The organism is Pseudoroseomonas cervicalis ATCC 49957, assembly GCF_000164635.1.
Classification (GTDB): domain Bacteria; phylum Pseudomonadota; class Alphaproteobacteria; order Acetobacterales; family Acetobacteraceae; genus Pseudoroseomonas; species Pseudoroseomonas cervicalis.
In genome coordinates, this window is sequence record NZ_GG770777.1 from 186,896 (window position 1) to 206,883 (window position 19,988).

At 65.6% G+C, this 19,988-nt stretch carries 14 protein-coding genes, 1 tRNA gene and 1 pseudogene; 11 read left to right on the top strand and 5 right to left on the bottom strand.

All coding sequences use genetic code 11. The annotated features are described in order from the left end of the window. From HMPREF0731_RS00815 to HMPREF0731_RS00835, 5 genes are all read left to right on the top strand, one after another. Positions 1–1,397 (top strand): fructose-specific PTS transporter subunit EIIC (locus tag HMPREF0731_RS00815; protein ID WP_007002071.1); only part of this gene is annotated, 1,397 nt, incomplete at its 5' end. Between the two features lie 273 nt (positions 1,398–1,670). Continuing rightward, positions 1,671–4,400 carry a DNA gyrase subunit A gene (gene gyrA / locus HMPREF0731_RS00820; protein ID WP_245538264.1) on the top strand — a complete coding sequence of 910 codons (2,730 nt, stop codon included), beginning with the start codon at positions 1,671–1,673 and terminating at the stop codon, positions 4,398–4,400. Continuing rightward, on the top strand, positions 4,393–4,944 hold the full coding sequence (gene coaD / locus HMPREF0731_RS00825) for a pantetheine-phosphate adenylyltransferase (RefSeq protein ID WP_007002074.1): 552 nt from the start codon (positions 4,393–4,395) through the stop codon (positions 4,942–4,944). The genes gyrA and coaD overlap by 8 nt, the downstream gene beginning before the upstream one ends. Before the next feature lie 59 nt (positions 4,945–5,003). Continuing rightward, positions 5,004–5,528, top strand: coding sequence for a peptidylprolyl isomerase (locus tag HMPREF0731_RS00830; protein WP_085980148.1), 525 nt, complete (start codon positions 5,004–5,006; stop codon positions 5,526–5,528). 126 nt (positions 5,529–5,654) lie between these two features. Continuing rightward, a tRNA-Lys gene (locus HMPREF0731_RS00835) sits at positions 5,655–5,730 on the top strand. Between the two features lie 1,073 nt (positions 5,731–6,803). Here the strand turns inward: HMPREF0731_RS00835 and HMPREF0731_RS00845 are convergent. Both HMPREF0731_RS00845 and HMPREF0731_RS00850 read right to left on the bottom strand, forming a co-directional pair. Then, positions 6,804–7,805, bottom strand: coding sequence for a DNA cytosine methyltransferase (locus HMPREF0731_RS00845; RefSeq protein WP_211207874.1), 1,002 nt, complete (start codon positions 7,803–7,805; stop codon positions 6,804–6,806). A 57-nt stretch (positions 7,806–7,862) separates the two neighbouring features. Beyond that, complete coding sequence (locus HMPREF0731_RS00850) at positions 7,863–8,285, bottom strand: very short patch repair endonuclease (protein WP_211207875.1); 423 nt, start codon at positions 8,283–8,285, stop codon at positions 7,863–7,865. A gap of 315 nt (positions 8,286–8,600) precedes the next feature. Between HMPREF0731_RS00850 and HMPREF0731_RS26430 the strand changes: the two are divergent. Beyond that, a pseudogene (locus HMPREF0731_RS26430) lies at positions 8,601–8,804 on the top strand (ankyrin repeat domain-containing protein); the annotation flags it as partial. Between the two features lie 342 nt (positions 8,805–9,146). On the opposite strand, the gene HMPREF0731_RS26000 reads toward HMPREF0731_RS26430, so the two are convergent. Further along, complete coding sequence (locus HMPREF0731_RS26000) at positions 9,147–9,470, bottom strand: hypothetical protein (protein ID WP_245538215.1); 324 nt, start codon at positions 9,468–9,470, stop codon at positions 9,147–9,149. A gap of 180 nt (positions 9,471–9,650) precedes the next feature. Here HMPREF0731_RS26000 and HMPREF0731_RS23455 point away from each other — a divergent pair, with 180 nt between their 5' ends. From HMPREF0731_RS23455 to HMPREF0731_RS00880, 5 genes are read left to right on the top strand one after another with little or no spacing between them, the layout of a single operon-like run. Then, positions 9,651–11,699: a sigma-70 family RNA polymerase sigma factor gene (locus tag HMPREF0731_RS23455; protein ID WP_245538216.1), complete on the top strand. Its 2,049-nt coding sequence runs from the start codon at positions 9,651–9,653 to the stop codon at positions 11,697–11,699. A 50-nt stretch (positions 11,700–11,749) separates the two neighbouring features. Further along, positions 11,750–13,210: an ATP-binding protein gene (locus tag HMPREF0731_RS00865; protein ID WP_007002081.1), complete on the top strand. Its 1,461-nt coding sequence runs from the start codon at positions 11,750–11,752 to the stop codon at positions 13,208–13,210. Between the two features lie 6 nt (positions 13,211–13,216). Next, complete coding sequence (locus HMPREF0731_RS00870) at positions 13,217–16,075, top strand: Z1 domain-containing protein (protein WP_007002082.1); 2,859 nt, start codon at positions 13,217–13,219, stop codon at positions 16,073–16,075. Further along, complete coding sequence (locus tag HMPREF0731_RS00875) at positions 16,059–17,078, top strand: PD-(D/E)XK motif protein (protein ID WP_083854399.1); 1,020 nt, start codon at positions 16,059–16,061, stop codon at positions 17,076–17,078. The genes HMPREF0731_RS00870 and HMPREF0731_RS00875 overlap by 17 nt, the downstream gene beginning before the upstream one ends. Further along, positions 17,075–18,844: an AIPR family protein gene (locus tag HMPREF0731_RS00880; RefSeq protein ID WP_007002084.1), complete on the top strand. Its 1,770-nt coding sequence runs from the start codon at positions 17,075–17,077 to the stop codon at positions 18,842–18,844. The genes HMPREF0731_RS00875 and HMPREF0731_RS00880 overlap by 4 nt, the downstream gene beginning before the upstream one ends. Positions 18,845–18,867: 23 nt before the next feature. Here HMPREF0731_RS00880 and HMPREF0731_RS00885 read toward each other — a convergent pair whose 3' ends face one another. Together HMPREF0731_RS00885 and HMPREF0731_RS00890 are read right to left on the bottom strand one after the other, a co-directional pair. Further along, complete coding sequence (locus HMPREF0731_RS00885) at positions 18,868–19,269, bottom strand: hypothetical protein (RefSeq protein ID WP_007002085.1); 402 nt, start codon at positions 19,267–19,269, stop codon at positions 18,868–18,870. After that, the coding region (locus tag HMPREF0731_RS00890; protein ID WP_007002086.1) for a recombinase family protein at positions 19,266–19,988 on the bottom strand (723 nt) is incomplete at its 5' end. The genes HMPREF0731_RS00885 and HMPREF0731_RS00890, both read right to left, overlap by 4 nt.

Genomic DNA, 19,988 nt, shown 5'->3' on the forward strand with positions numbered 1-19,988 from the left:
GCGCGGCCCCGGGCGCCAGCCGCAAGCTGGTCGCCATCACCGCCTGCCCGACCGGCATCGCCCACACCTTCATGGCCGCCGCGGCGCTGGAGAAGGCGGCGCAGCAGCTTGGCTACGCCATCAAGGTGGAGACCCAGGGCTCGGTCGGCGCCAAGAACGCGCTGACGCCCGAGGAAATCGCCGAGGCCGATGCGGTGGTGATCGCCGCCGACACCGGCGTCGACCGCAGCCGCTTCGGCGGCAAGCGCATCGTGGTGGCCGGCACCGGCGACGCGCTGAAGGACGGCAAGGGGCTGATCAACCGGGCGCTCGCCGCCGAGCCGGAAGGCCAGGCGGCGGCGGCTTCCGGTGCCGCCGCGGCACCGGGCAAGGCGCAGGCGCCGGGCGTCTACAAGCACCTGATGACCGGCGTGTCCTACATGATCCCGCTGGTGACGGCGGGCGGGCTTTGCGTCGCGCTCTCCTTCGCCTTCGGCATCGAGGCGTTCAAGGAACCCGGCACCCTGCCGGCGGCGCTGTTCCAGATCGGCGCGCAATCGGCGCTCGCCCTGATGGTGCCGGTGCTGGCGGCCTTCATCGCCTTCTCCATCGCCGACCGGCCGGGGCTGGCGCCGGGCTTCGTCGGCGGCGCGCTGGCCGGCTCGGTGCAGGCGGGCTTCCTGGGCGGCATCGTGGCGGGCTTCGTCGCCGGCTACATCGCCCGCTTCCTGCGCGACAGGCTGCCCTTCCCGGAAAGCCTGGAAGGGCTGAAGCCCGTGCTGGTCATCCCGCTGCTGGCCTCGCTGGCCACCGGCCTGCTGATGATCTACGTGCTCGGCGCGCCGATCGCCGGGGCGCTCGCCTGGCTGACCGAGTTCCTGCGCGGCATGGGCTCGACCAATGCGGTCATCCTGGGCGTGCTGCTGGGCGCCATGATGGCGGCCGACATGGGCGGGCCGGTGAACAAGGCGGCCTATGCCTTCGGCGTCGGGCTGCTGGGCTCGGACACCTTCGGGCCGATGGCGGCGATCATGGCCGCCGGCATGACGCCGCCGCTCGGCATCGCGCTGGCCACCTTCCTGGCCCGCTCGCGCTTCAGCCAGGAGGAGCGGGATGCCGGCAAGGCCGCCGCCATCCTGGGCGCCGCCTTCATCACCGAGGGCGCCATCCCCTTCGCCGCCAAGGACCCGCTGCGGGTGATCCCGGCGCTGGTGGCGGGCTCGGCGGTGGCGGGCGGCCTGTCCATGCTGTTCGCCTGCACCCTGCGGGCGCCGCATGGCGGCATCTTCGTCGTCGGCATCCCCGGCGCCGTGGGCAACCCGCTGCTCTACCTGGTGGCGATCATCGCCGGCACGCTGGTCACGGCCTTCGCGGTCGCGGCGCTGAAGCGCGGCACCCCGGCCGGCGTCGCCGCCTGAGAGCGGCACGGGGGCGGCGCCCCCCCCCCCGGCGGCGTTTGGCGGAACGCGCCGGAACGGCTATAAGGGGCGGGATATTCCTGGGGGAAGGGCGGGGCGGCGGGAGCCGGCCCACCCGCTGCCCGGGGGCCTTGCCCCCCGGCGCGCAGACCCCGCCAAGCTGCATGGGATGACCGCGTGAGCGAGAGCGACAACGGCACCGGGAACAACGGCACTGGGCCGTCCGGCCATATTCCGCCCGAGGGCACGCTGCCGATCGCGCTCGAGGAGGAGATGCGCCGCTCCTACCTCGACTATGCGATGAGCGTCATCGTCGCGCGCGCCCTGCCGGATGTGCGCGACGGGCTGAAGCCGGTGCACCGGCGCATCCTGTTCTCCATGCAGGAGAACGGCTTCACCGCCGACAAGCCCTACAAGAAGTCGGCCCGCGTCGTCGGCGACGTGATGGGTAAGTACCACCCGCATGGCGACAGCGCGATCTACGACGCCATGGTCCGCATGGCGCAGACCTTCTCGCTGCGCGTGCCGCTGATCGACGGCCAGGGCAATTTCGGCTCGATGGACGGCGATCCGCCGGCGGCGATGCGCTACACCGAGGCGCGGCTGGCGAAATCCGCCGTCGCCCTGCTGGAAGGCATCGACGAGGACACGGTCGATTTCGCGCCGAACTACGATGAGAGCGCGCAGGAGCCGCGCGTCCTGCCGGCCGCCTTCCCGAACCTGCTGGTCAATGGCGCCAACGGCATCGCCGTCGGCATGGCGACGAACATCCCGACCCACAATCCGGGCGAGGTGATCGACGCGACGCTGGCCCTGATCGCCGAGCCGGAGACCAGCCTGGAAGATCTGATGAAGATCATGCCGGGGCCGGACTTCCCGACCGGCGCGCTGATCCTGGGCCGTGCCGGCATCCGCTCCGCCTTCGAGACGGGGCGCGGCAGCATCGTGCTGCGGGCGCGGGCCGAGATCGAGGAGATGCGCGGCGGCCGCAGCCTGATCGCCATCTCCGAGATCCCCTATCAGGTGAACAAGGCGGCGCTGATCGAGCGCATCGCCGAGCTGGTGCGCGCCAAGCAGATCGAGGGCATCAGCGACCTGCGCGACGAGAGCGACCGCTCCGGCCTGCGCATCGTCATCGAGCTGAAGAAGGACGCGACGCCGGAGGTGGTGCTGAACCATCTCTATCGCTACACCAATCTGCAGACCTCCTTCGCGGTGAACTTCCTGGCGCTGCACCAGGGCCGGCCGCAGCAGATGGGGCTGCGCCAGGCGCTGCAGGCCTTCATCGATTTCCGCGAGGAGGTGATCCTCCGACGCTCGCGCTTCCGCCTCGCCAAGGCGCGCGACCGCGGCCACCTGCTGGTGGGCCTGGCCATCGCGGTGGCCAATATCGACGAGGTGATCCGCCTGATCCGGGAGAGCCCGGATGCGGTGACCGCCCGCACCGCGCTGATGGCGCGCGACTGGCCGGTGGCCGATGTCGGCCCGCTGCTGGCGCTGGTCGATGATTCCGGCAACATCGTCACCAATGAGACGGTGAAGCTGACCGAGGCGCAGGCCCGCGGCATCCTGGAGCTGCGGCTGCAGCGCCTGACCGGGCTCGAGCGCGACAAGATCAATGCCGAGCTGGACGAGGTGGCGGCGCGCATCCGCGAGCTGCTGGAGATCCTCGCCTCGCATCCGCGCCGCATGGAGCTGATGGCCGACGAGCTGCGCGCCGTGCGCGCGCAGATCGCGAGCCCCCGCCTGTCCGAGATCGTCGATGGCTTGGCCGACCAGGATGACGAGAGCCTGGTCGAGCCGGGGCTGATGGTCGTCACCCTGACGCGCGACGGCTATGTGAAGCGCACGCCGCTGGAGACCTTCCGCGCGCAGAATCGCGGCGGGCGCGGGCGCAGCAGCGCCAATATGCGGCAGGACGATGTCGTCATCCGCAGCTTCAACGCGCACACCCATCAATGGGTGCTGTTCTTCACCAGCCGCGGCATGGCCTTCCGCGAGAAGGTCTGGAAGCTGCCCGAGGCGGGGCCGACCGCGCGCGGCCGCTCGCTGCGCCAGCTGCTGCAGCTGCGCGAGGAGGAATACGTCACCGCCGTGCTGCCGCTGCCGCAGGATGAGGGGCTGTGGGATAACCTGCACCTCGTCTTCGCCACCTCCGAGGGCAATGTCCGCCGCAACCGGCTGTCGGACTTCAAGAATGTCCGTGCCTCCGGCCTCATCGCCATGAAGCTGGATGAGGGGGACAGCCTGATCGGCGTCTCCACCTGCCGCGAGGGCGACAATGTGATGCTGGCCACGCGCAGCGGCCGCGCCATCCGCTTCACCGCCGATGTCGACACGCTGCGCGTCTTCGCCGGGCGCGATTCCACCGGCGTGCGCGGCATCAAGCTGGCGACCGGCGACCAGGTGATCGCGCTCTCGGTGCTGCGCCATGTCGAGGCCAGCGTCGAGGAGCGGGCCGCCTACCTGAAGCAGGCCGCGCAGAAGCGCCGCAATGGCGAGGAGGCGGCCGAGGCCGCCGCCGAGGCCGAGGCGTCGCTCGCCGAGGAGAATGCCGAGGCGGCGGAGGTGGAGATCGCCCTCTCCGCCGAGCGCTTCGCCGAGCTGGAGGAACAGGAAGAAATCCTGCTCACCGTCACCGATGGCGGCTTCGGCAAGCGCAGCTCGGCTTATGAATACCGCGTCACCGGCCGGGGCGGGCAGGGCATCACCAACATCACCCTGTCCTCGCGCACCGGTCGCTCGGTGGTCGCCACCTTCCCGGTGCGCATGGGCGACGACGTCATGCTGGTCACCGACAATGGCCGCCTGATCCGCCTGCCAGCCGACCAGGTGCGCGTCACCGGCCGCCAGGCCATGGGCGTGATGATGCTGCGGCTGAACGAGGCGGAGAAGGTCACCTCCTGCTTCACCGTGGTCGAGCAGCAGGGCGGCGAGGACGGGATCTCCGAGGAGGGCGCGGCCGACGGCCAGCCCGATCTGGAGCCCGGCGCCGATGGCTGAGCCGGGGCAGGCTGCTCCGGTCCCGGGGCGGGCGCCGCGCAGCGGTGTCTACCCCGGCACCTTCGACCCCGTGACCAACGGGCATATCGACATCATCAACCGTGCCGCCCGTATCCTGGACCGGCTGGTGATCGGGGTGGCGATGAATGCCGGGAAGGGGCCGCTCTTCCCGCTCGAGGAGCGGGTGGAGCTGGTGAAGGCCGAGACCGACGCGATCGCGCGGCGGACCGGCACGGTCATCGAGGTGGTGCCCTTCGACAGCCTGCTGGTCGGCTTCGCGCGCGAGGTCGGCGCCCAGGTCATCGTGCGCGGCCTGCGCGCGGTGACCGATTTCGATTACGAGTTCCAGATGGCTGGCCTGAACCGTCGCCTCGATCCGGAGATCGAGCTGGTGTTCCTGATGGCCAGCGAAGGAAACCACTTCATCTCTTCACGTTTCGTGAAGGAGATCGCGCGGCTGGGCGGTGACATCACCAGCTTTGTCCCGCGTCTGACACGCGACCGCACCCTGGACAGGGTGCGGGTGCCCAACACTGGGGAGTAACCACACGGATGTTCCGCCGGACCCTGCTCGCCAGCACCATCGCCGCCACGGGGATCATGATGACCGAAGCCACCACCAACGAAGCCGCGGCGCAGGACGACCGCGAGAACACCCTGTATTTCGACCTGAAGGACGGGCGCGTCGTCATCAAGCTGCGCCCCGACCTGGCGCCGCAGCATGTCGAGCGGATCAAGACCCTGGTGCGCCAGGGCTTCTATGACGGCACGCCGTTCCACCGCGTGATCGAGGGCTTCATGGCCCAGGGTGGTGACCCGACCGGCACCGGCACCGGCGGCAGCCCGATGCCCGACCTCCCGGCCGAGTTCAGCGCCCCCTCCAAGGCGCGCTTCCTGCGCGGCGTCTGCGGCATGGCCCGCACCGCCAACCCGAACAGCGCCAACAGCCAGTTCTTCATCATGTTCGCCCCGGCGCCGAGCCTGGACGGCCAGTACACCATCTGGGGCCAGGTGATGTCGGGCATGGAGTTCGTGGACAAGATCAAGCGCGGCGCTGGCGCCAACGGCATGGTGCGCGAGCCGGACCGTCTGGTGAAGGCGCAGATCGCCGCCGACGTCGCCGGCTGAGGCCGACTGGGCCCGGGCGCGGCGACGCGCCCGGGCCTTCCTGACCGCGCGACCTCCCTCGCACGTGGGTGGCGTCCGCGGCCTTGACTTTGCCACGCCAAGCGGCTTTTTCCCTGCCGCCCCTGTGTGCCCGTAGCTCAGTCGGTAGAGCACGAGACTTTTAATCTTGGGGTCCAGGGTTCGAGTCCCTGCGGGCACACCATTCCCCTCCGGCGAAACCACTCTCCGCCCCGTCCGACGGCGCCAAAAAGCCCAGTTTTCAGAAGGGTTTGCCAAAGCACCTTGGGAGTGCCAGGGCAGGGGAGAGCCCAAAATCGCTCTCCAAATGGCCCTTTCTCTCCGAACCTTGGGACTTGGCCCATTCACTCTACAAGGTTCAAAGCGCTGATTTTGCTGCGTTCTGTTGGCGGCAGGGGCCGCGGAAGTTCGTGTATCGAATGCCTGGGCATTGCGAACGGTTGGGCGGGTTGTAGAAAGGAAATATGCTCACCGTACCAATGATTCGAATCCCACCCCATCCGCCAGTTCCCATACGAGCCGTGCTCTCCGCCGCACTGACCGACGTGCCGAGTGGCAGGTTTCCTGGGGTTTTCTGGGCAGACCTGTTGACCGGCCCGACGCTGAGACGGCGGAAAATCGCCTCCGGAGGCCAATTCTCTCCGAACCTGCTGACTTGGCCGATTTAGTACGGAATTTAAAAACCGAGGTAAAAGGCCAATTTCAGCGCGGTCATCACCTGCTCTGATTCGCATACCACTTGCCCGGAATCCGTGATTCCCTCCACGAACGGCTTCATCGAGCGCTGCTGGTCCATCCGATCCCGGCTGCACGCACCACATCCGGCACGCGTTGGTGCAGGATTGGCCTTGCCATTGCCAGCGTCCAGCGCCTGTGTAGCGCCATGGATCGAGGATACATCACAGCGCAGGAGCCACGTATGGGGACGGGCGCAAGGCAACGCAGCGACGAGCGGCGCTGGATCATCCTAGGGGAGGATGGCCGATACATCACGCTGGGGCGTGCGTCGGACCCGAGCGAACAGGAGATATCCGAAACAGAGACAGCGCTGCTCGCTCGAGGCCTATCCGGCTGGCTCGCTGTGATGCAGGGCAATCCATACGTCGGTGCTAAGCCGCGCTTGATGCAGGTGCGCGCGCTCGGCGAGGCTAAGACCGCGTTCGACGATGCAGCGCACGCTTGCATCTCCGCGATTATGGCCGCGCGTAAGGCAACGGGGGGCTAGCCACCTCGCTACTGAGAGTGACTTCCCTCGAGCTACTCGGCGGCCGCAGCGACGTTTTCGTGCTGACGATTGAGCCCGGAAGTGCGCGCCGTGGCAGTGATGCTCTCCACGATGGCGCGCATCACCGGAGGGCATACCCCGTTCCCCAACAGCTTGATTCGGTCCCTGCGCTGTCCGATCCCATCGAGGGTGAAGGGCTTCTCGAAGCCCATAGCCTTGGAGAGCTCGTCGACCTGCAGCATCCGGAGCATCGGCGTGTCGCCAACCCAGGTCACTAGGCCAAAGCGGTCTAGCGTCGTGACGGTGCGGAGTGGCCGGTCGAGAGGCTGCCAGCCGCCAGATCCGTCGGAGCCATAGTAGACAATAAGGAAAGGCTCCCGTGCGGGCAGTGCCCCCATGGCACGCTTGGCCCGTTCCAGCGTGGCAAGCGCGCGTCCTTCCCGGAACAGCGGCTGGGAAGCATAGGCGTTCGGCTTCGCCAACACGCAACGGGCATGCCTTACGATCCGGGTTCGGGACGTGACTTCTGGCGGGTCTTCATACAAATCGCACAGAATGAAGACGCGCCGCCGCGACTGGGGTACGCCAAAATCTGATGCGTCAAGCACTGTCTCACGAATGCGGTAGCCCAGCTCGTGAAGTTCCTCGAAGAGCAGATCGTATCCGTTCCAGCCCCTCATGTGAACAACGTTCTCGATGACGAGCCAACGTGGCCTGGGATTCAGGTCACGCGCGAATCGCGTCACGTAGTAGGCGGTCCGCTTGCTCTCTTCGTCGCGAGGGCGGCTACCCCGGGCGCAGGTGTGATGGGTGCATTCGGGCGACGCCAGGATCAGGTCGATCGGCCCTATGTCGCCTAGAGCCTCCGGTCCGGTATCTGGCGTCAGGGTTAGATGACGGACCTTCTCCCTGCCGAAGTTCAACCCGTATGCCTCGACAGCTTTGTCCCACGCATCAACGCCGCAAACGATCTCGGCGCCCGCACGCTGGGCTCCCCAGCTGCTGCCACCGCCGCCACAGAACAGGTCAAGCACTCGAATCGTCATACCTGCACATTAGCCGTTCGGGAACTTCTGGCCAGGTCGATTCGTCTATTCGCGTGGAATTCGGCGGCGTGATCGGCGACTGGGTAGCAGAGACTCGATTCGGGCAATGCAGTTATGCAGGTCCTGCAGCACTTGGTGTTCCCAAAGCCGGATGACGGTCCAGCCGGAACGACGGAGCTTTCTGAAGTTCCTAGCATCCCGCTGCCGGTTCGCCTCAATCTTCGCTTCCCAGGCTTCGGACAGCTTGTCTCGCCAGACCGGGAAGCGCCAGCCGTGCCAGAAGTCCCCGTCAATGAACACGGCCACCATCGAAGTGCGGAACAGAATGTCGGGGCGGCCAGGCAGATCCTTGGCGTGCGTCTCGAACTCCCAGCCCCTGGACATCAGCGCTTCACTGACAGCTCGTTCCGGTCCAGTATCCTTGCCGCGAATCCTGGACATGACGTAGCTGCGCTTCTCGGGGGACATGATGTCGCCCCGGTGCCGACGCATGCTTCCGGATTGCAGTGGCTCCCCTTGTGCAAGCCGTGTATCGCTTCGTTTGGTGACGGACTGCTTTCGCGGCACCCTCTGCGCCTCGCTGTGGGCTTGCACTTCTGGCCACGCGGGCCGAGACTGTTCTAATTAAGGATAGACCAAACGGGAGCGGCCCGGCGACTTGCTGGTCCGTTGGGAGCATCGTAGATTAACGTGGACCATGCGCGCGGGAAAGGCTGCTTGACCGCGTCGCCTAGGCTCGGGACGCTATTCCGGCTGACCTTGGCCTCGGGCGTTGCGGCCGCAGTGGAGTTGCACCTCAGACGCGGCGCGCCGCTTCACGGTCGCGACGCCCATGGGCGTACGCCCCTCATGCTGGCAGCCATGCGCGGTCATGTGGATGTCTGTCGGGCATTGCTTCAGGCCGGTGCCGACGCCGGCCTGCGTGACGTCAACGGGGACGACGCGGCGACCTTAGCGCGGGCCAAGGGTCATGCGCCTGTACTGCTACTCCTCGCAAGTCAATCGCCGCCAGCCCGACCGGACGCGGCCGGGGCGCCTGCCGCTCTTCAGGACAATAGTGAAGCGGTGCCCGTCTCAGCTGCCCTCTCCCTTCAGGAGCGGGATGCGAAGCAGCTTGAGCCGCCCATTCCTTCCGGGCTGGCGCACTCCGTGGAAACGTCCATCGCCGCCCCCACCAGCGACGGACGGGCCGAAATTCGGCGCGCTTCTGGGGTTCTGGATGGCGTCGAAGCATCAGTCGGCCGGGGCGTAGAGGAGGACCTTTGCCAGGCTCGGATGAACTCAGAGGCTTATGGCGGAAGGTCACTTAGGCAGGCGAGTGATGCTGCTTCAGAAGCAGACCAAAGGTGGAGCGCTGAACTGGCTGATCGGCTCGTCATGGACGAGCAATCCTGTCATCGCGCCGTGCAGTCCAGTCAAGCCATGCTTGATCGGCCAGAGGCTGATCAGGGGACAGGAGTACATACCGGGCTCTTCACTGCTGTTGATACGATAGCTCTTCAGAGCGGTGAGGAAGCCGCCGCTGTCGCGGCAGGCGTCTTCATGGAGGAGCGGGATCCGCAACAACCTGAAGATCCCACCCCATTCGGCTTGGCACAGGTCCCAGAAACAGCCATCGGCGCGTATACGACAGACACACAGACCGAGGCTCACGATGGCTGGCTGGTTCCGGAGAGCGCAGGGGCGTCGGATGGGTGGGACGTAGACGAGGACCTTGCTCCGGTTCGGTTGAGCTCAGATCCCAACGATAGGGGCTTACTGCGACCGGCGATTGGCGCGCCTCCTGGGAATCAACTCGAGCGCGCGAGCGCAGAACCGGCTCGCCGGTTCGGCATGGACGAACAGGCCTCTCAGGCCACCGCAACGGCCGGACCAGCGTCGCCTGATTGGCCGAACGCAGCTCAGCAGCCCATGGCGCCTGCCAGTCTTTCCATCGCGCGTGGCACGGCATCCACCCGAAGGCAGGCTGAAGACGGTTCATCAGCCGCTGACGGCGTGCCGACCATGGCCGACGCCTTGGCGATAGACATGGTCCCGGGCGGGTCTTTCGAAGCGGGATGGGAGCCCGAAGCTGAGCCGGACCTGGCGCCTTCCGGGGAGGAGGTCGCCGCTGCGGCAGCGCAGCGCGAGAATGAAGTCAGCCGTCATGCGGCTGACCTGCCGGATGCCGACTGGACCGACACACACATCGACCTGCCTGACACTGCACCGGACTGGACGGGTGCGTTCAGGGTGGGATCTGACGGCTTTCGAGCAGTCGCCCACTTGGTCTCGGCTGGATTTCGCGAGGGATGGGTCCTTGCCGAGGAACTCAATGCCCTGCGTGAAAGCCTTGTCGACGGGGAAAAAGGGCACCGCCTTGTCGTGGCGCTTGAGTTCCTGCTGGGGGATCTCGGGATCCTTGTGGAAGATGAGCATGCGATCGACTGGGCGCGCATGTGCATCGTCGAGAGCGATGACCTGCAGACGCCAGGGACCACAGACGAGGTCGCAGCACCAGCTGAACGGCTGACCGAAATCTGGGCTGCTTTGCCTGATGCAGAGCGCATTGTACTCGAAGCCGCAGCAAGCGCACCGGTTCTCTCCAAGGCGGCGGAGACGCGCCTGTTTCGCGAACTTTCTGCATCGCTCAGCTTCCTGCGGGGAGCTGTTGCCGCAGGCCCTGTGTCAGCACCACTCCTTGAGCACTTGGCGGACCTTCTTGAACTATGGGCAGACCAGCTCAATGCTCGTTCCGTGCTTCCGAGGGAGATCTCGGAGGCCGGCTGGGGCACGGACGACCAGGACGGCGCGGACGCGTCGTATCTTGATCAGGGCACCCATGCAGGCACCGAAGACAAGGCCTTCGCCGACTTTCCGGGCAATTCAGCGAATCTGGCAGCAGACGCTCTGGCTGCGCATCTTCGTGCGACCGCCAGGACGCTTCTTCAGGGAGGCGCGGCGCAGGAACTTCTTGCGACCGCTCGGCTGACGCCTCGCCGTATCCTGGAGCTTACTGAGGTGTGTCTGGGTCGGGCCGGCGCACGTCGGCACGAAGGCCTGCGTGCCAGTACCCGGCGCTCGAATCACGCGGGCCACGAGCTTGCCGCACTGCGGCGGCCAGCCTCCAGGGCACAGCAGCGGGCTGGGCTGGCGGGCCTGAGCGATGCTTTCCAGCGCTACATTGACGCACGTCAGGAAATCGTCGAGGGCAATCTGAAGCGCGTGGTTTGGCTGGCTCGCCGGTATGCGCGCGCTGCCGTGCCGTTCCTCGATCTCGTCCAGGAGGGTCAGATCGGACTGCTCCGCGCGATAGATCGCTTCGATCCCGACCGAGGGTTCCGCTTCGGGACCTACGCGACATGGTGGATCCGGCAGTCGATGAGCCGTTACGTGCAGGATCAGGGGCGCACCGTCCGCGTACCCGTGCATATGCTGGAGCGGATCGCCAAGGCGAAACGTGCGTCAGAAGCTCTGCGGGCCAAGACCGGGGTGGTGCCGACGCCACAGGAGCTCGCGGCTGCGTTGGAGGCCGACGTTGTGTCAGTCGAACGCGCCCTGGCCGCGGATCTCGAGGGCATCTCGTTTGACGATATGGGGAGCCTGCCTGACGAGGACGCTGCACTTGTTGCGCCCCTCGTTGACGAGGCGACGCCCCTGACGGCGCTGCTGCACCATGACCTGCGACGGCTTCTCGCCGCCAGCCTCCGCAGGCTGGATGCCCGACAGGCCCGCATCATCGATCTTCGGTTCGGTCTGACGGACGGCAACCCGCTGACGCTCGAGGAAGTGGGACAGTTCTACGGGGTGACACGCGAGCGGATCCGCCAGATCGAGGCAAAAAGCCTGAAGCGTCTGCCGCGCCTTCTGCCGAACCGTCAGTTTGAAAATCTCGTGCCATGACGGGGCCTCTCCAATCCCGCCGGATCCTCGCGCCTCCAAAGGCGACAGCAATGATCGAAGCTCTCCGTGGCCTCGGTTATTCGACGTCTTCGGCCCTGGCGGATATCATCGACAACAGCATCGCCGCAGCGGCATCGAAGGTCGACATCGAGTTCGTCTGGGCTGGGGCGTCTTCGCATGTGACCATCGTGGACGATGGCCGCGGAATGGGCTCCGCGGATCTTGAGCGTGCCATGCGTCTCGGCGACCGCAATCCGCTCGACCCCCGCGCCCCTGGCGATCTCGGACGCTTCGGCCTTGGAATGAAAACCGCCTCCTTCTCACAGTGCCGGCGTTTGACGGTCGCGAGCCGACAGGCGGGGGCATTGTCCTGCCTCCGGTGGGACCTGGACGAGATTGTTGCGAACGGCGGGCACGAATGGGAACTTTTTGAGGGCCCAGCGCCGGGATCGGACCAGCTGCTGGCATTGCTGCCACTGGAAGCGACGGGGACCTTGGTGGCGTGGGAGGTGATGGACCGGATCCTGACCTCCGGCTTTCGCGAACAGGACATGCTCGACCTGATCGACCGGGTCGAGCGCCATCTCGCGATGGTCTTCCACCGCTACATTGAGGGTGTACGCCCGCGCTTCAGAATCACGCTGAACGGCCGCCGTGTGGAGCCTTGGGATCCCTTTCTCAAGGACCATCGGGACACATGGTCGTCTCCAGAGGAGCGGATACCGAGTTCGGCCGGTGCGATCGTCGTCCAGGCCCATGTGCTGCCACACAAGGATCGCCTTGACGCACGAGCCTACGCTGCCGGAGGCGGGCCTGATGGCTGGACCGCGCAGCAGGGCTTCTACGTGTATCGTCAGGAGCGCCTGCTCCTCGGTGGCACATGGCTCGGCATTGGACGGGGGCGTGCCTGGACCAAGGAGGAGGCCCACCGCCTCGCTCGGATCCGGGTCGAGATCGGCTTCGGCGCGGACGAAGCGTGGAAGATCGATGTCCGCAAATCGACGGCCCGTCCACCAGTGGAGGTGCGCCCACGCCTCACGGCGCTCGCCGAGGATGCGCGCGAACGTGCGCGGCGGGTCTTCGCATGGCGCGGACGGGTGATTGCCAGGAGGACAGGTCAGCCGATCATTCAGGCCTGGAACGCCCAGCATACGGCAGACGGCATGCGCTACCGGATCGATGAACTGCACCCCGCCGTGGCCGCCGTGCTTCACCAAGCGGGCGAACTGGCGCCGCTTGTCCGGGCAATGCTGCGCGTGGTCGAGGAGACGGTCCCCGTGCAGCGGATCTGGCTCGACACGGCGGAAGCGAAAGAGACGCCTCGCACCGGCTTCACGGCCTCGCCACCGGCAGAGGTCCGACAGATTCTCGAAGTGATGTACCGCAACCTCGTCAGGCGACGCGGCCTCAGCCCAGCCGAAGCCCGGGAGCGGCTGCTCCTGTCCGAGCCTTTCGACGGCTATCCGGAGCTCGTCGCTTCCCTTCCCGATGTTCCCACCAATGAGGCCTGAGCGCGCATGAACGCAACACCGGAAACGCACGCGCAGAAGATGGTCAAGTTTGTTCAGGAACTCCTGCTGGAGGAGACTGACCGAAGCCGGATCGGGCCTGCGCTGATTGCCGATCAGATCGACCTCGTGCTCAGGATGAAGCCGTCGTGGGGCGAAGGCCTCGATCGTGGGGCGGTTATCGAGGAGCTCATCCGCCGCTTCTCCATGTGGATCGGCCGTGACGGGACGCTGAAGAGCGATGCTGGTCATGTCGCCTGGTTGGAAGCTGCGCGGAAGAAGGATTGGCGTCTCTGGCAGAGGTACCGCGAGTGGCTTGAGCGCGACCTTCCACTCGATGCCATAGACGCCCTTGACCGTTCGACTGACGGCGTACTTGGGCTGCTCGAGGATCCCCGACGTGAAGGTGACTGGGATCGGCGTGGCCTCGTGGTCGGTCATGTGCAGTCAGGGAAGACAGGCAACTACACCGGTGTGATCTGCAAGTCGGCAGATGCTGGCTACAAGATAATCATCGTCCTCGCCGGGCTTCACAACAATCTGCGCGCGCAGACACAGATGCGCCTTGATGAGGGCTTCCTGGGATACGCTACAGCACCGCTGGTTGGAGACACCGCACCGATCGGAGTCGGCGAGATCGATGGGGATCCAGCGATCCGGCCGAATTACGTCACTAACAGAACCAACAACGGCGACTTCTCAACCGCCATTGCGCGGAACCTCGGAATAAGCCCCGAACAGCGGCCGTGGCTCTTCGTGGTCAAGAAGAACAAAACGGTGCTCACGCGCCTGCTTGCCTGGATCAGGAACCATGTCGCCGACGCGAGGGACCAGGAGACGGGCCGCAAGCTTGTGACAAAGCTGCCACTCCTGCTTGTAGACGACGAAGCTGACCATGCGTCGGTCGACACCGGTGAGCAGGTCTTCGACGAGCAGGGGAGGCCGGACGAGAACCACTCCCCGACGGAGATCAACAAGCTCGTCCGCAGGCTGCTGCACTCATTCACCCGCTCAGCCTACGTAGGCTACACGGCAACGCCCTTTGCCAACATTTTCATTCACGAGCGAGGTGCCACACGAGAAGAAGGGCCGGACCTCTTCCCGAGTTCGTTCATCGTGAATCTCGCTGCGCCCTCTACTTACGTCGGCCCTGCGCGGATCTTCGGCCTCCGCGGTACGAACGGACGCGATGGCGGCCTCCCTCTTGTCAAGGTGGTCTCGGATCATCAGGACGCGGCCGGTGCCGGCGGATGGATGCCACAGGGACACAAGAGCACTCACAGCCCTCCGTCGGTCACCGCGGAGGGTGTGCCCGCATCTCTCAGGACGGCCATCCTCTCGTTCCTGCTCGCTTGCGCTGCGCGAACCGTGCGAGGTCAGGGCAATCGCCACTGCTCGATGCTGATCCACGTAACTCGTTTCAATGCCGTTCAGACGGAAGTGCATCGGCAGGTCGCTGACCTGATGCGTGGCATCACCCAGCGCCTTCAGCGTCGCATCGACAGTGCACGCGTGGTCGAGGACCTACAGAAGCTCTGGGCGGAGGATTTCGTCCCCGCTACAGGAGCGGTTCAGGCGCGTGTCGAGGATCCCTCGATCCGGCCGGTGAGCTGGGAGCAGATCGCAGCCGTCCTGCCCGATGTCGCGTCGGACATCGAGGTTCGGATGATCAACGGTACCGCGAAGGACGCGCTGGACTACGTCGATAATGCGGCCAAGGGCTTGAAGGTCATCGCCATCGGCGGAGACAAGCTTGCGCGGGGCCTGACCCTCGAAGGCCTCTGTACGAGTTACTTCCTCCGAGCCTCGCGCATGTACGACACGCTCATGCAGATGGGGCGCTGGTTCGGCTATAGGCCCGGATACCTCGATCTCTGCCGCCTCTACACCACATCCGATCTCGTCGACTGGTTTGGGCACATCGCCGACGCATCCGAGGAATTGAGGGAAGAGTTCGATCTCATGCAGGCCAGCGGCGGGACGCCGCGTGATTACGGCTTGAAGGTGCAGTCTCATCCGGTTCTGATGGTCACATCGCGTCTCAAGATGCGGTCCGCGAAGACCCTCATGCTATCCTTCAGTGGGCAAGTGGTCGAGACAGTGGCGTTCCACCGTGATCCGGGGGTGCTACGAGGTAACCTGAAAGCACTGCGTAGTCTAATTGACGCCATCGGGGCGCCGGATGAGGCACCAAGGATCGAGCGCATCCGGCCTGGGGTGAGGCATCAATGGGAAGGAGCGCTCTGGCGGGCTGTTTCGGCAGACCGGATCACGGCATTCCTCGCCACTTACAAGACCCATCCTGATGCCTATAAGACGGACGCGCGTCTTCTTGCCGAGTTCATCGAGTCGATGTCCAAAGGTGGGGAGCTGACCTCGTGGACCGTCGCCGTCCTCGGTGGTGGTGAGCGCAGTGTTATCGATCTCGGCCATGGCGTCTCGGTGAAGATGCCGAAGCGCACCTACCGCAGTTTCACGGCGGACCGACTCTCGATCGGGCGACTTCTTGCTCCCCGTGATGAAGCGATTGATCTAGACGCCGCAGCCTGGGCCGCAGCACTCGACCTGACAAGAGAGGCGTGGAAAGCAGACGCGGGGCGCAATCAGGCGAACGAGCCTGACACGCCCAATGGAATTGCCGTAAGGCGGGTGCGCGGGTTCGGCGCTCTTGGCGTCCAACCGAAATCCGAATCCGGCTTGCTCCTGCTGTACGTACTTGATCCCAAAGAGACTGGTGTCGACTTCCCGGCCGATTTGGAGGGGATCGTCGGCCTCGGCATCAGCTTTCCGGGCAGCCGGTCGGGCGTGAAGGTGGAATACAAGGTCAACAACGTGCTCTGGGAGCAGGAATATGGCTCCTCGGAGTGACGCGGTGCGGCTGGCAGAGGCTTGGCGCGCTCTGGCCGGCGATGCAGGAGGATCCGGCTGGCGGACCGTTCATCTGGTGCAACTGGGCGAAGTTGCCATTCTGGCCGGGCGGCAGAAGCCCGATGATCGCGAGGCGTTGCTGCTGGATTTCCGCCATGCCCGTCTACCGCCTCCCAGCCAGTTGCCGGCCGGCAGGGGCTTTTCCGTCGAGGCAACCCGGCATCCCAGTCTCCCGAACCTCCAGCTTCTAGCGTTGACGCGACAACAGGGTGCGAGAACGGACCTGTTCGAGGCGATGGCGCAGGATCTCATCGCCCTGCTTGCCAACGCGGTTCATGAAGATGTGCAAGCCGTCGTGGATGCCGTCCTCGCTCGTATCCGCGCTTGGCAGGACTTCATGTCGTATCCCCGAGCCGGCAACCTGAGCGAGGAGGAGGAGATCGGACTGTACGGCGAGCTCGTCGTGCTCGAACAGCTGCTGGCAGCGCTTCCAGACAGCGCAGCGGTCGTTGACATGTGGCAGGGCCCACTGCGCGGGCTCCACGACTTCATGCTTCCTATTGGAGCCGTGGAGACCAAAGCGACGACTTCGGCCACTGGCTTCAGGGCCACAGTCGGCTCCTTGGAGCAGTTGGACCTCTCGATCAGGTCGCCAATCTATCTTGCCGCTACGCGATTGGCAGCCTCGGATACCGGATCCACGCTGCCGCAGCGTGTGGCGCAGCTGCGAGCGTCGCTGACCACATGTAGTGGCCAAGCCACTCAGAGCTTCTCGAATCGTCTGCTCCGCGCAGGCTATATTGACGCGTTCGCTGACCGGTATACGCGGCGTCTGATCGTATCTGATCTGCGCTGGATCGAAGTCAGCGCCGATTTCCCGCTCCTGACTGCTGCGTCAGTGCCTCATGGCGTGGTGTCAGCGCGCTATGTGATCGACCTCGACATGCATCCCCTTCCGACAACCTCGCTTATGACCATCCTGGAGGCGGCAGGCCTGAAATGACGCTTGAGGATTTCTTGAACCAACTCCAGACCGATATCCGCGAGCGCATGGCGGAGGGTGATGCTCCGCCGTACACCGAGATGGTCTTCGCCGAGCTCGTCATGGAACACATGGCGGAGATCGGAATGACGTCCGATCCGGTGGTCTGCCACTATGCGGCACGTGTGGATCGCGCCGAGCTCAGGCTGAGTGGCTACGCGGTCAGCAGGGACGACGAGCAGTTGGATCTGTTCGTCAGCCTTTACGACGGAATGGAGAGTGTTGCGCCCGTCCCGGACAGCGAGACTACGCAGGTGGCGGGCCGCTGCCTAGCCTTTCTGGCAAAGTGCGCCGAGGGGCGCCTCGCCAGCCGAATTGACGAGGCCAACGAGGCGCACGAGCTCGCGCAGATCATCGAGATGATCTTCCCGAAGCTGGACCACATTACCATTCACGTGCTGACTGATCGGGTCGCGAAGTCCAAGAGCTTCAAGAGCCGCGAGGTGAACGGGAAGACCGTGCGCCTGGAGGTCATGGATATCGAGCGCCTGTATCGTCACCTGTCCGAGGGGAAGCCGCGCGACGAGATGGTGCTCGACTTCAAGTCCCTGTCGGGCGCGCCCCTGCCATGTGTGCTGATCCCCGGGCAGGATATCGTTTACAGCGTCGCACTGGCCGCGCTGCCCGGCGAAGCACTGCGGGTGACTTATGAGAAGTTCGGGGCGCGGCTGTTGGAAGCGAATGTCCGTTCCTTCCTGAGTGCCACGAACAAGGTGAACCGCGGCATCCGTGACACGCTCCGGACCAGCCCCGAGCACTTCATGGCGTTCAACAACGGCGTGGTGATGATCGCCGACGAGGTTGGGTATGAGGCTACCGCTGATGGCGGACCTGGCATTGCCTGGCTGCGTGGCGTCCAGATCGTGAACGGTGGGCAGACGACCGCGTCGATCTACTTCACCAAAAAGAAGGCGGCGGATTCCGACCTGCGGTCGGTGCGTGTTCCGGCGAAGATCATCATTCTTGGGGGTGTAGGGGAGGACGGCGAGGCGGCGCGGGAGGTGTTGGTGTCCAACGTCTCGCGTTTCGCAAACAGTCAGAGTGCGGTGAAGGTCTCCGATCTCTCGGCCAATCGCCCTTTCCACCGCCAGCTCGAGCAGCTGTCGCAGTCGACCTTCTGCCCTGATGGCACGACGCGTTGGTTCTACGAACGAGCGGCAGGCAGCTACAACGTCATGCTGGCCCGGAAGGGCGATACGGGGCCTCGCCTGAAGAAGCTGAAGGCCGAGTTCCCGCCAACGAAGAAGGTCAACAAGACGGAGTTGGCGAAGTGCCTCATGACCTGGGCGGGGTTTCCGCAGATTGCCAGCTTCGGGCTTCAGAAGAACTTCGAGAGGTTCAGCCAGCTGCTTGACGAGGAGGAGGGCGCGGCGCGGTGGCCGATTTCCAGCGCGACTGACTACAAGCGCTTGGTCGCTCAGGTCATTGTTTTCCGGACTGTCCAGAAGCTGGTGCGGCCACTGGTTCCCGCCTTCCAGGCGAACGTAACCGTCTACACTGTGGCGCTTCTGTCGGAGCGGCTGCGCGCACAAATCGATCTTGACAGGGTCTGGGCGGAGCAAGCCATGACGCCGCAGGCGGTCGCGTTGGCAACAACTTGGGCCAAGCAGGTGTACGAAGCATTGCAGGTGTCGGCGGCAGGCCGGATGGTGTCCGAATGGGCAAAGAAGCAGGATTGCTGGGAGTACGTTCGCTCTCTGAACTTGCCAGAACACCCAACCACGTGACGCTGCCGGCAGGGGGCCATCTGTTATCGGGCAGTTGCGTCTAGCGTTCGGCCGGCCAGCCGATCGCGTTGTTTGCGCCATATCGTGGGAGATGGCGTCATCAGCCCCACCAGCGTCATCCCCTCCGGCTGCCGCCCATCCAGGATCGCCTCGACGATCTCCGGTGCCAGCAGCGTCAGCTGGAGCAGCCGCCCCAGATACCCCCGGTCGATCTTCTCGGCCGCGGCCATCTCGGTGATCGAGGCATAGCGCCCCTGGTCCAGCAGCTTGCGGTAGCGGAAGCCCCGCGCCAGCGCCTTCACCAGCGCCGGGTCGGCGCGGCAGGCCAACACGGTGACGCCGGGCGCGCCCTCCGGCGCCATCACCCGCTTCCGCCCGCCGCGGCGGCGGATGGCCAGCGGGACATGCACGGTGAGGTTGGTCATGCCGCCCTCCGCAGATCCTGCACCAAGCTGGCCAGCCCCTCCAGCCGCAGCCGGATGTCGGCCCCGGCCGGGCTGACATCCACCCGCTCCACCAGCAGCCGGACAATCCGCGCCTGCTCGGCCGGAAACAGCTCCTCCCAGAGCGGGTCGAGGCGTTCCAGCGCGGCCAGGGTCTCGGCCTCGGTAATCTCGGGCGCTTCGGCGCGGGCGGCGCGCCAGGTGCCCACCACCACCTCCGGCTGGCGCAGCAGTGCGCGCAGCTGCGCCACCACCGCGCCCTCGATCTCGCCGGCGGGCAGGCGCCGCACCGGGCAGTCGCTGCGCGCGCCCTTCATCACGGCCTGCGCGACGTAATAGCGATAGAGCTTGCCGCGCCGCCGCGTCTGCGAGGGCGACATGGCGCGGCCATCCGGGCCAAAGATCAGGCCGCGCAGCAGGGCCGGGCTCTGCCGCCGGTTCTGGTTGGCGCGGCTGGCCGGCGGGGTGTTGATGATGGCCTGCACCTCGTCCCACAGCGCCCGCGGCAGGATGGCCGGATGTGCACCCGGATAGGCCTGGCCCTTGTGGATGACTTCGCCGATGCTGATGCGGTTGTGCAGCAGCCGGTAGAGAGAACCCTTGTCGAAGGGCCGGCCACTCTTGCTCCGCACCCCCTCGGCGGCGAGTTGGCGCAGCGTGGCAAAGCCGGAGCGGGTTTCAGCAAAGAGAGAAAAGATCCG

What these genes read in the sequence shown, in the direction of transcription:
- HMPREF0731_RS00880 (WP_007002084.1), top strand. Translation starts at nt 17,075, where the DNA reads ATGACGCTTGAGGATTTCTTGAACCAACTCCAGACCGATATCCGCGAG.
- HMPREF0731_RS00830 (WP_085980148.1), top strand. Translation starts at nt 5,004, where the DNA reads ATGACCGAAGCCACCACCAACGAAGCCGCGGCGCAGGACGACCGCGAG.
- coaD (WP_007002074.1), top strand. Translation starts at nt 4,393, where the DNA reads ATGGCTGAGCCGGGGCAGGCTGCTCCGGTCCCGGGGCGGGCGCCGCGC.
- gyrA (WP_245538264.1), top strand. Translation starts at nt 1,671, where the DNA reads ATGCGCCGCTCCTACCTCGACTATGCGATGAGCGTCATCGTCGCGCGC.
- HMPREF0731_RS23455 (WP_245538216.1), top strand. Translation starts at nt 9,651, where the DNA reads ATGGACGAACAGGCCTCTCAGGCCACCGCAACGGCCGGACCAGCGTCG.
- HMPREF0731_RS00865 (WP_007002081.1), top strand. Translation starts at nt 11,750, where the DNA reads ATGATCGAAGCTCTCCGTGGCCTCGGTTATTCGACGTCTTCGGCCCTG.
- HMPREF0731_RS00870 (WP_007002082.1), top strand. Translation starts at nt 13,217, where the DNA reads ATGAACGCAACACCGGAAACGCACGCGCAGAAGATGGTCAAGTTTGTT.
- HMPREF0731_RS00850 (WP_211207875.1), bottom strand. Translation starts at nt 8,285, where the DNA reads ATGTCCCCCGAGAAGCGCAGCTACGTCATGTCCAGGATTCGCGGCAAG.
- HMPREF0731_RS00875 (WP_083854399.1), top strand. Translation starts at nt 16,059, where the DNA reads ATGGCTCCTCGGAGTGACGCGGTGCGGCTGGCAGAGGCTTGGCGCGCT.
- HMPREF0731_RS00885 (WP_007002085.1), bottom strand. Translation starts at nt 19,269, where the DNA reads ATGACCAACCTCACCGTGCATGTCCCGCTGGCCATCCGCCGCCGCGGC.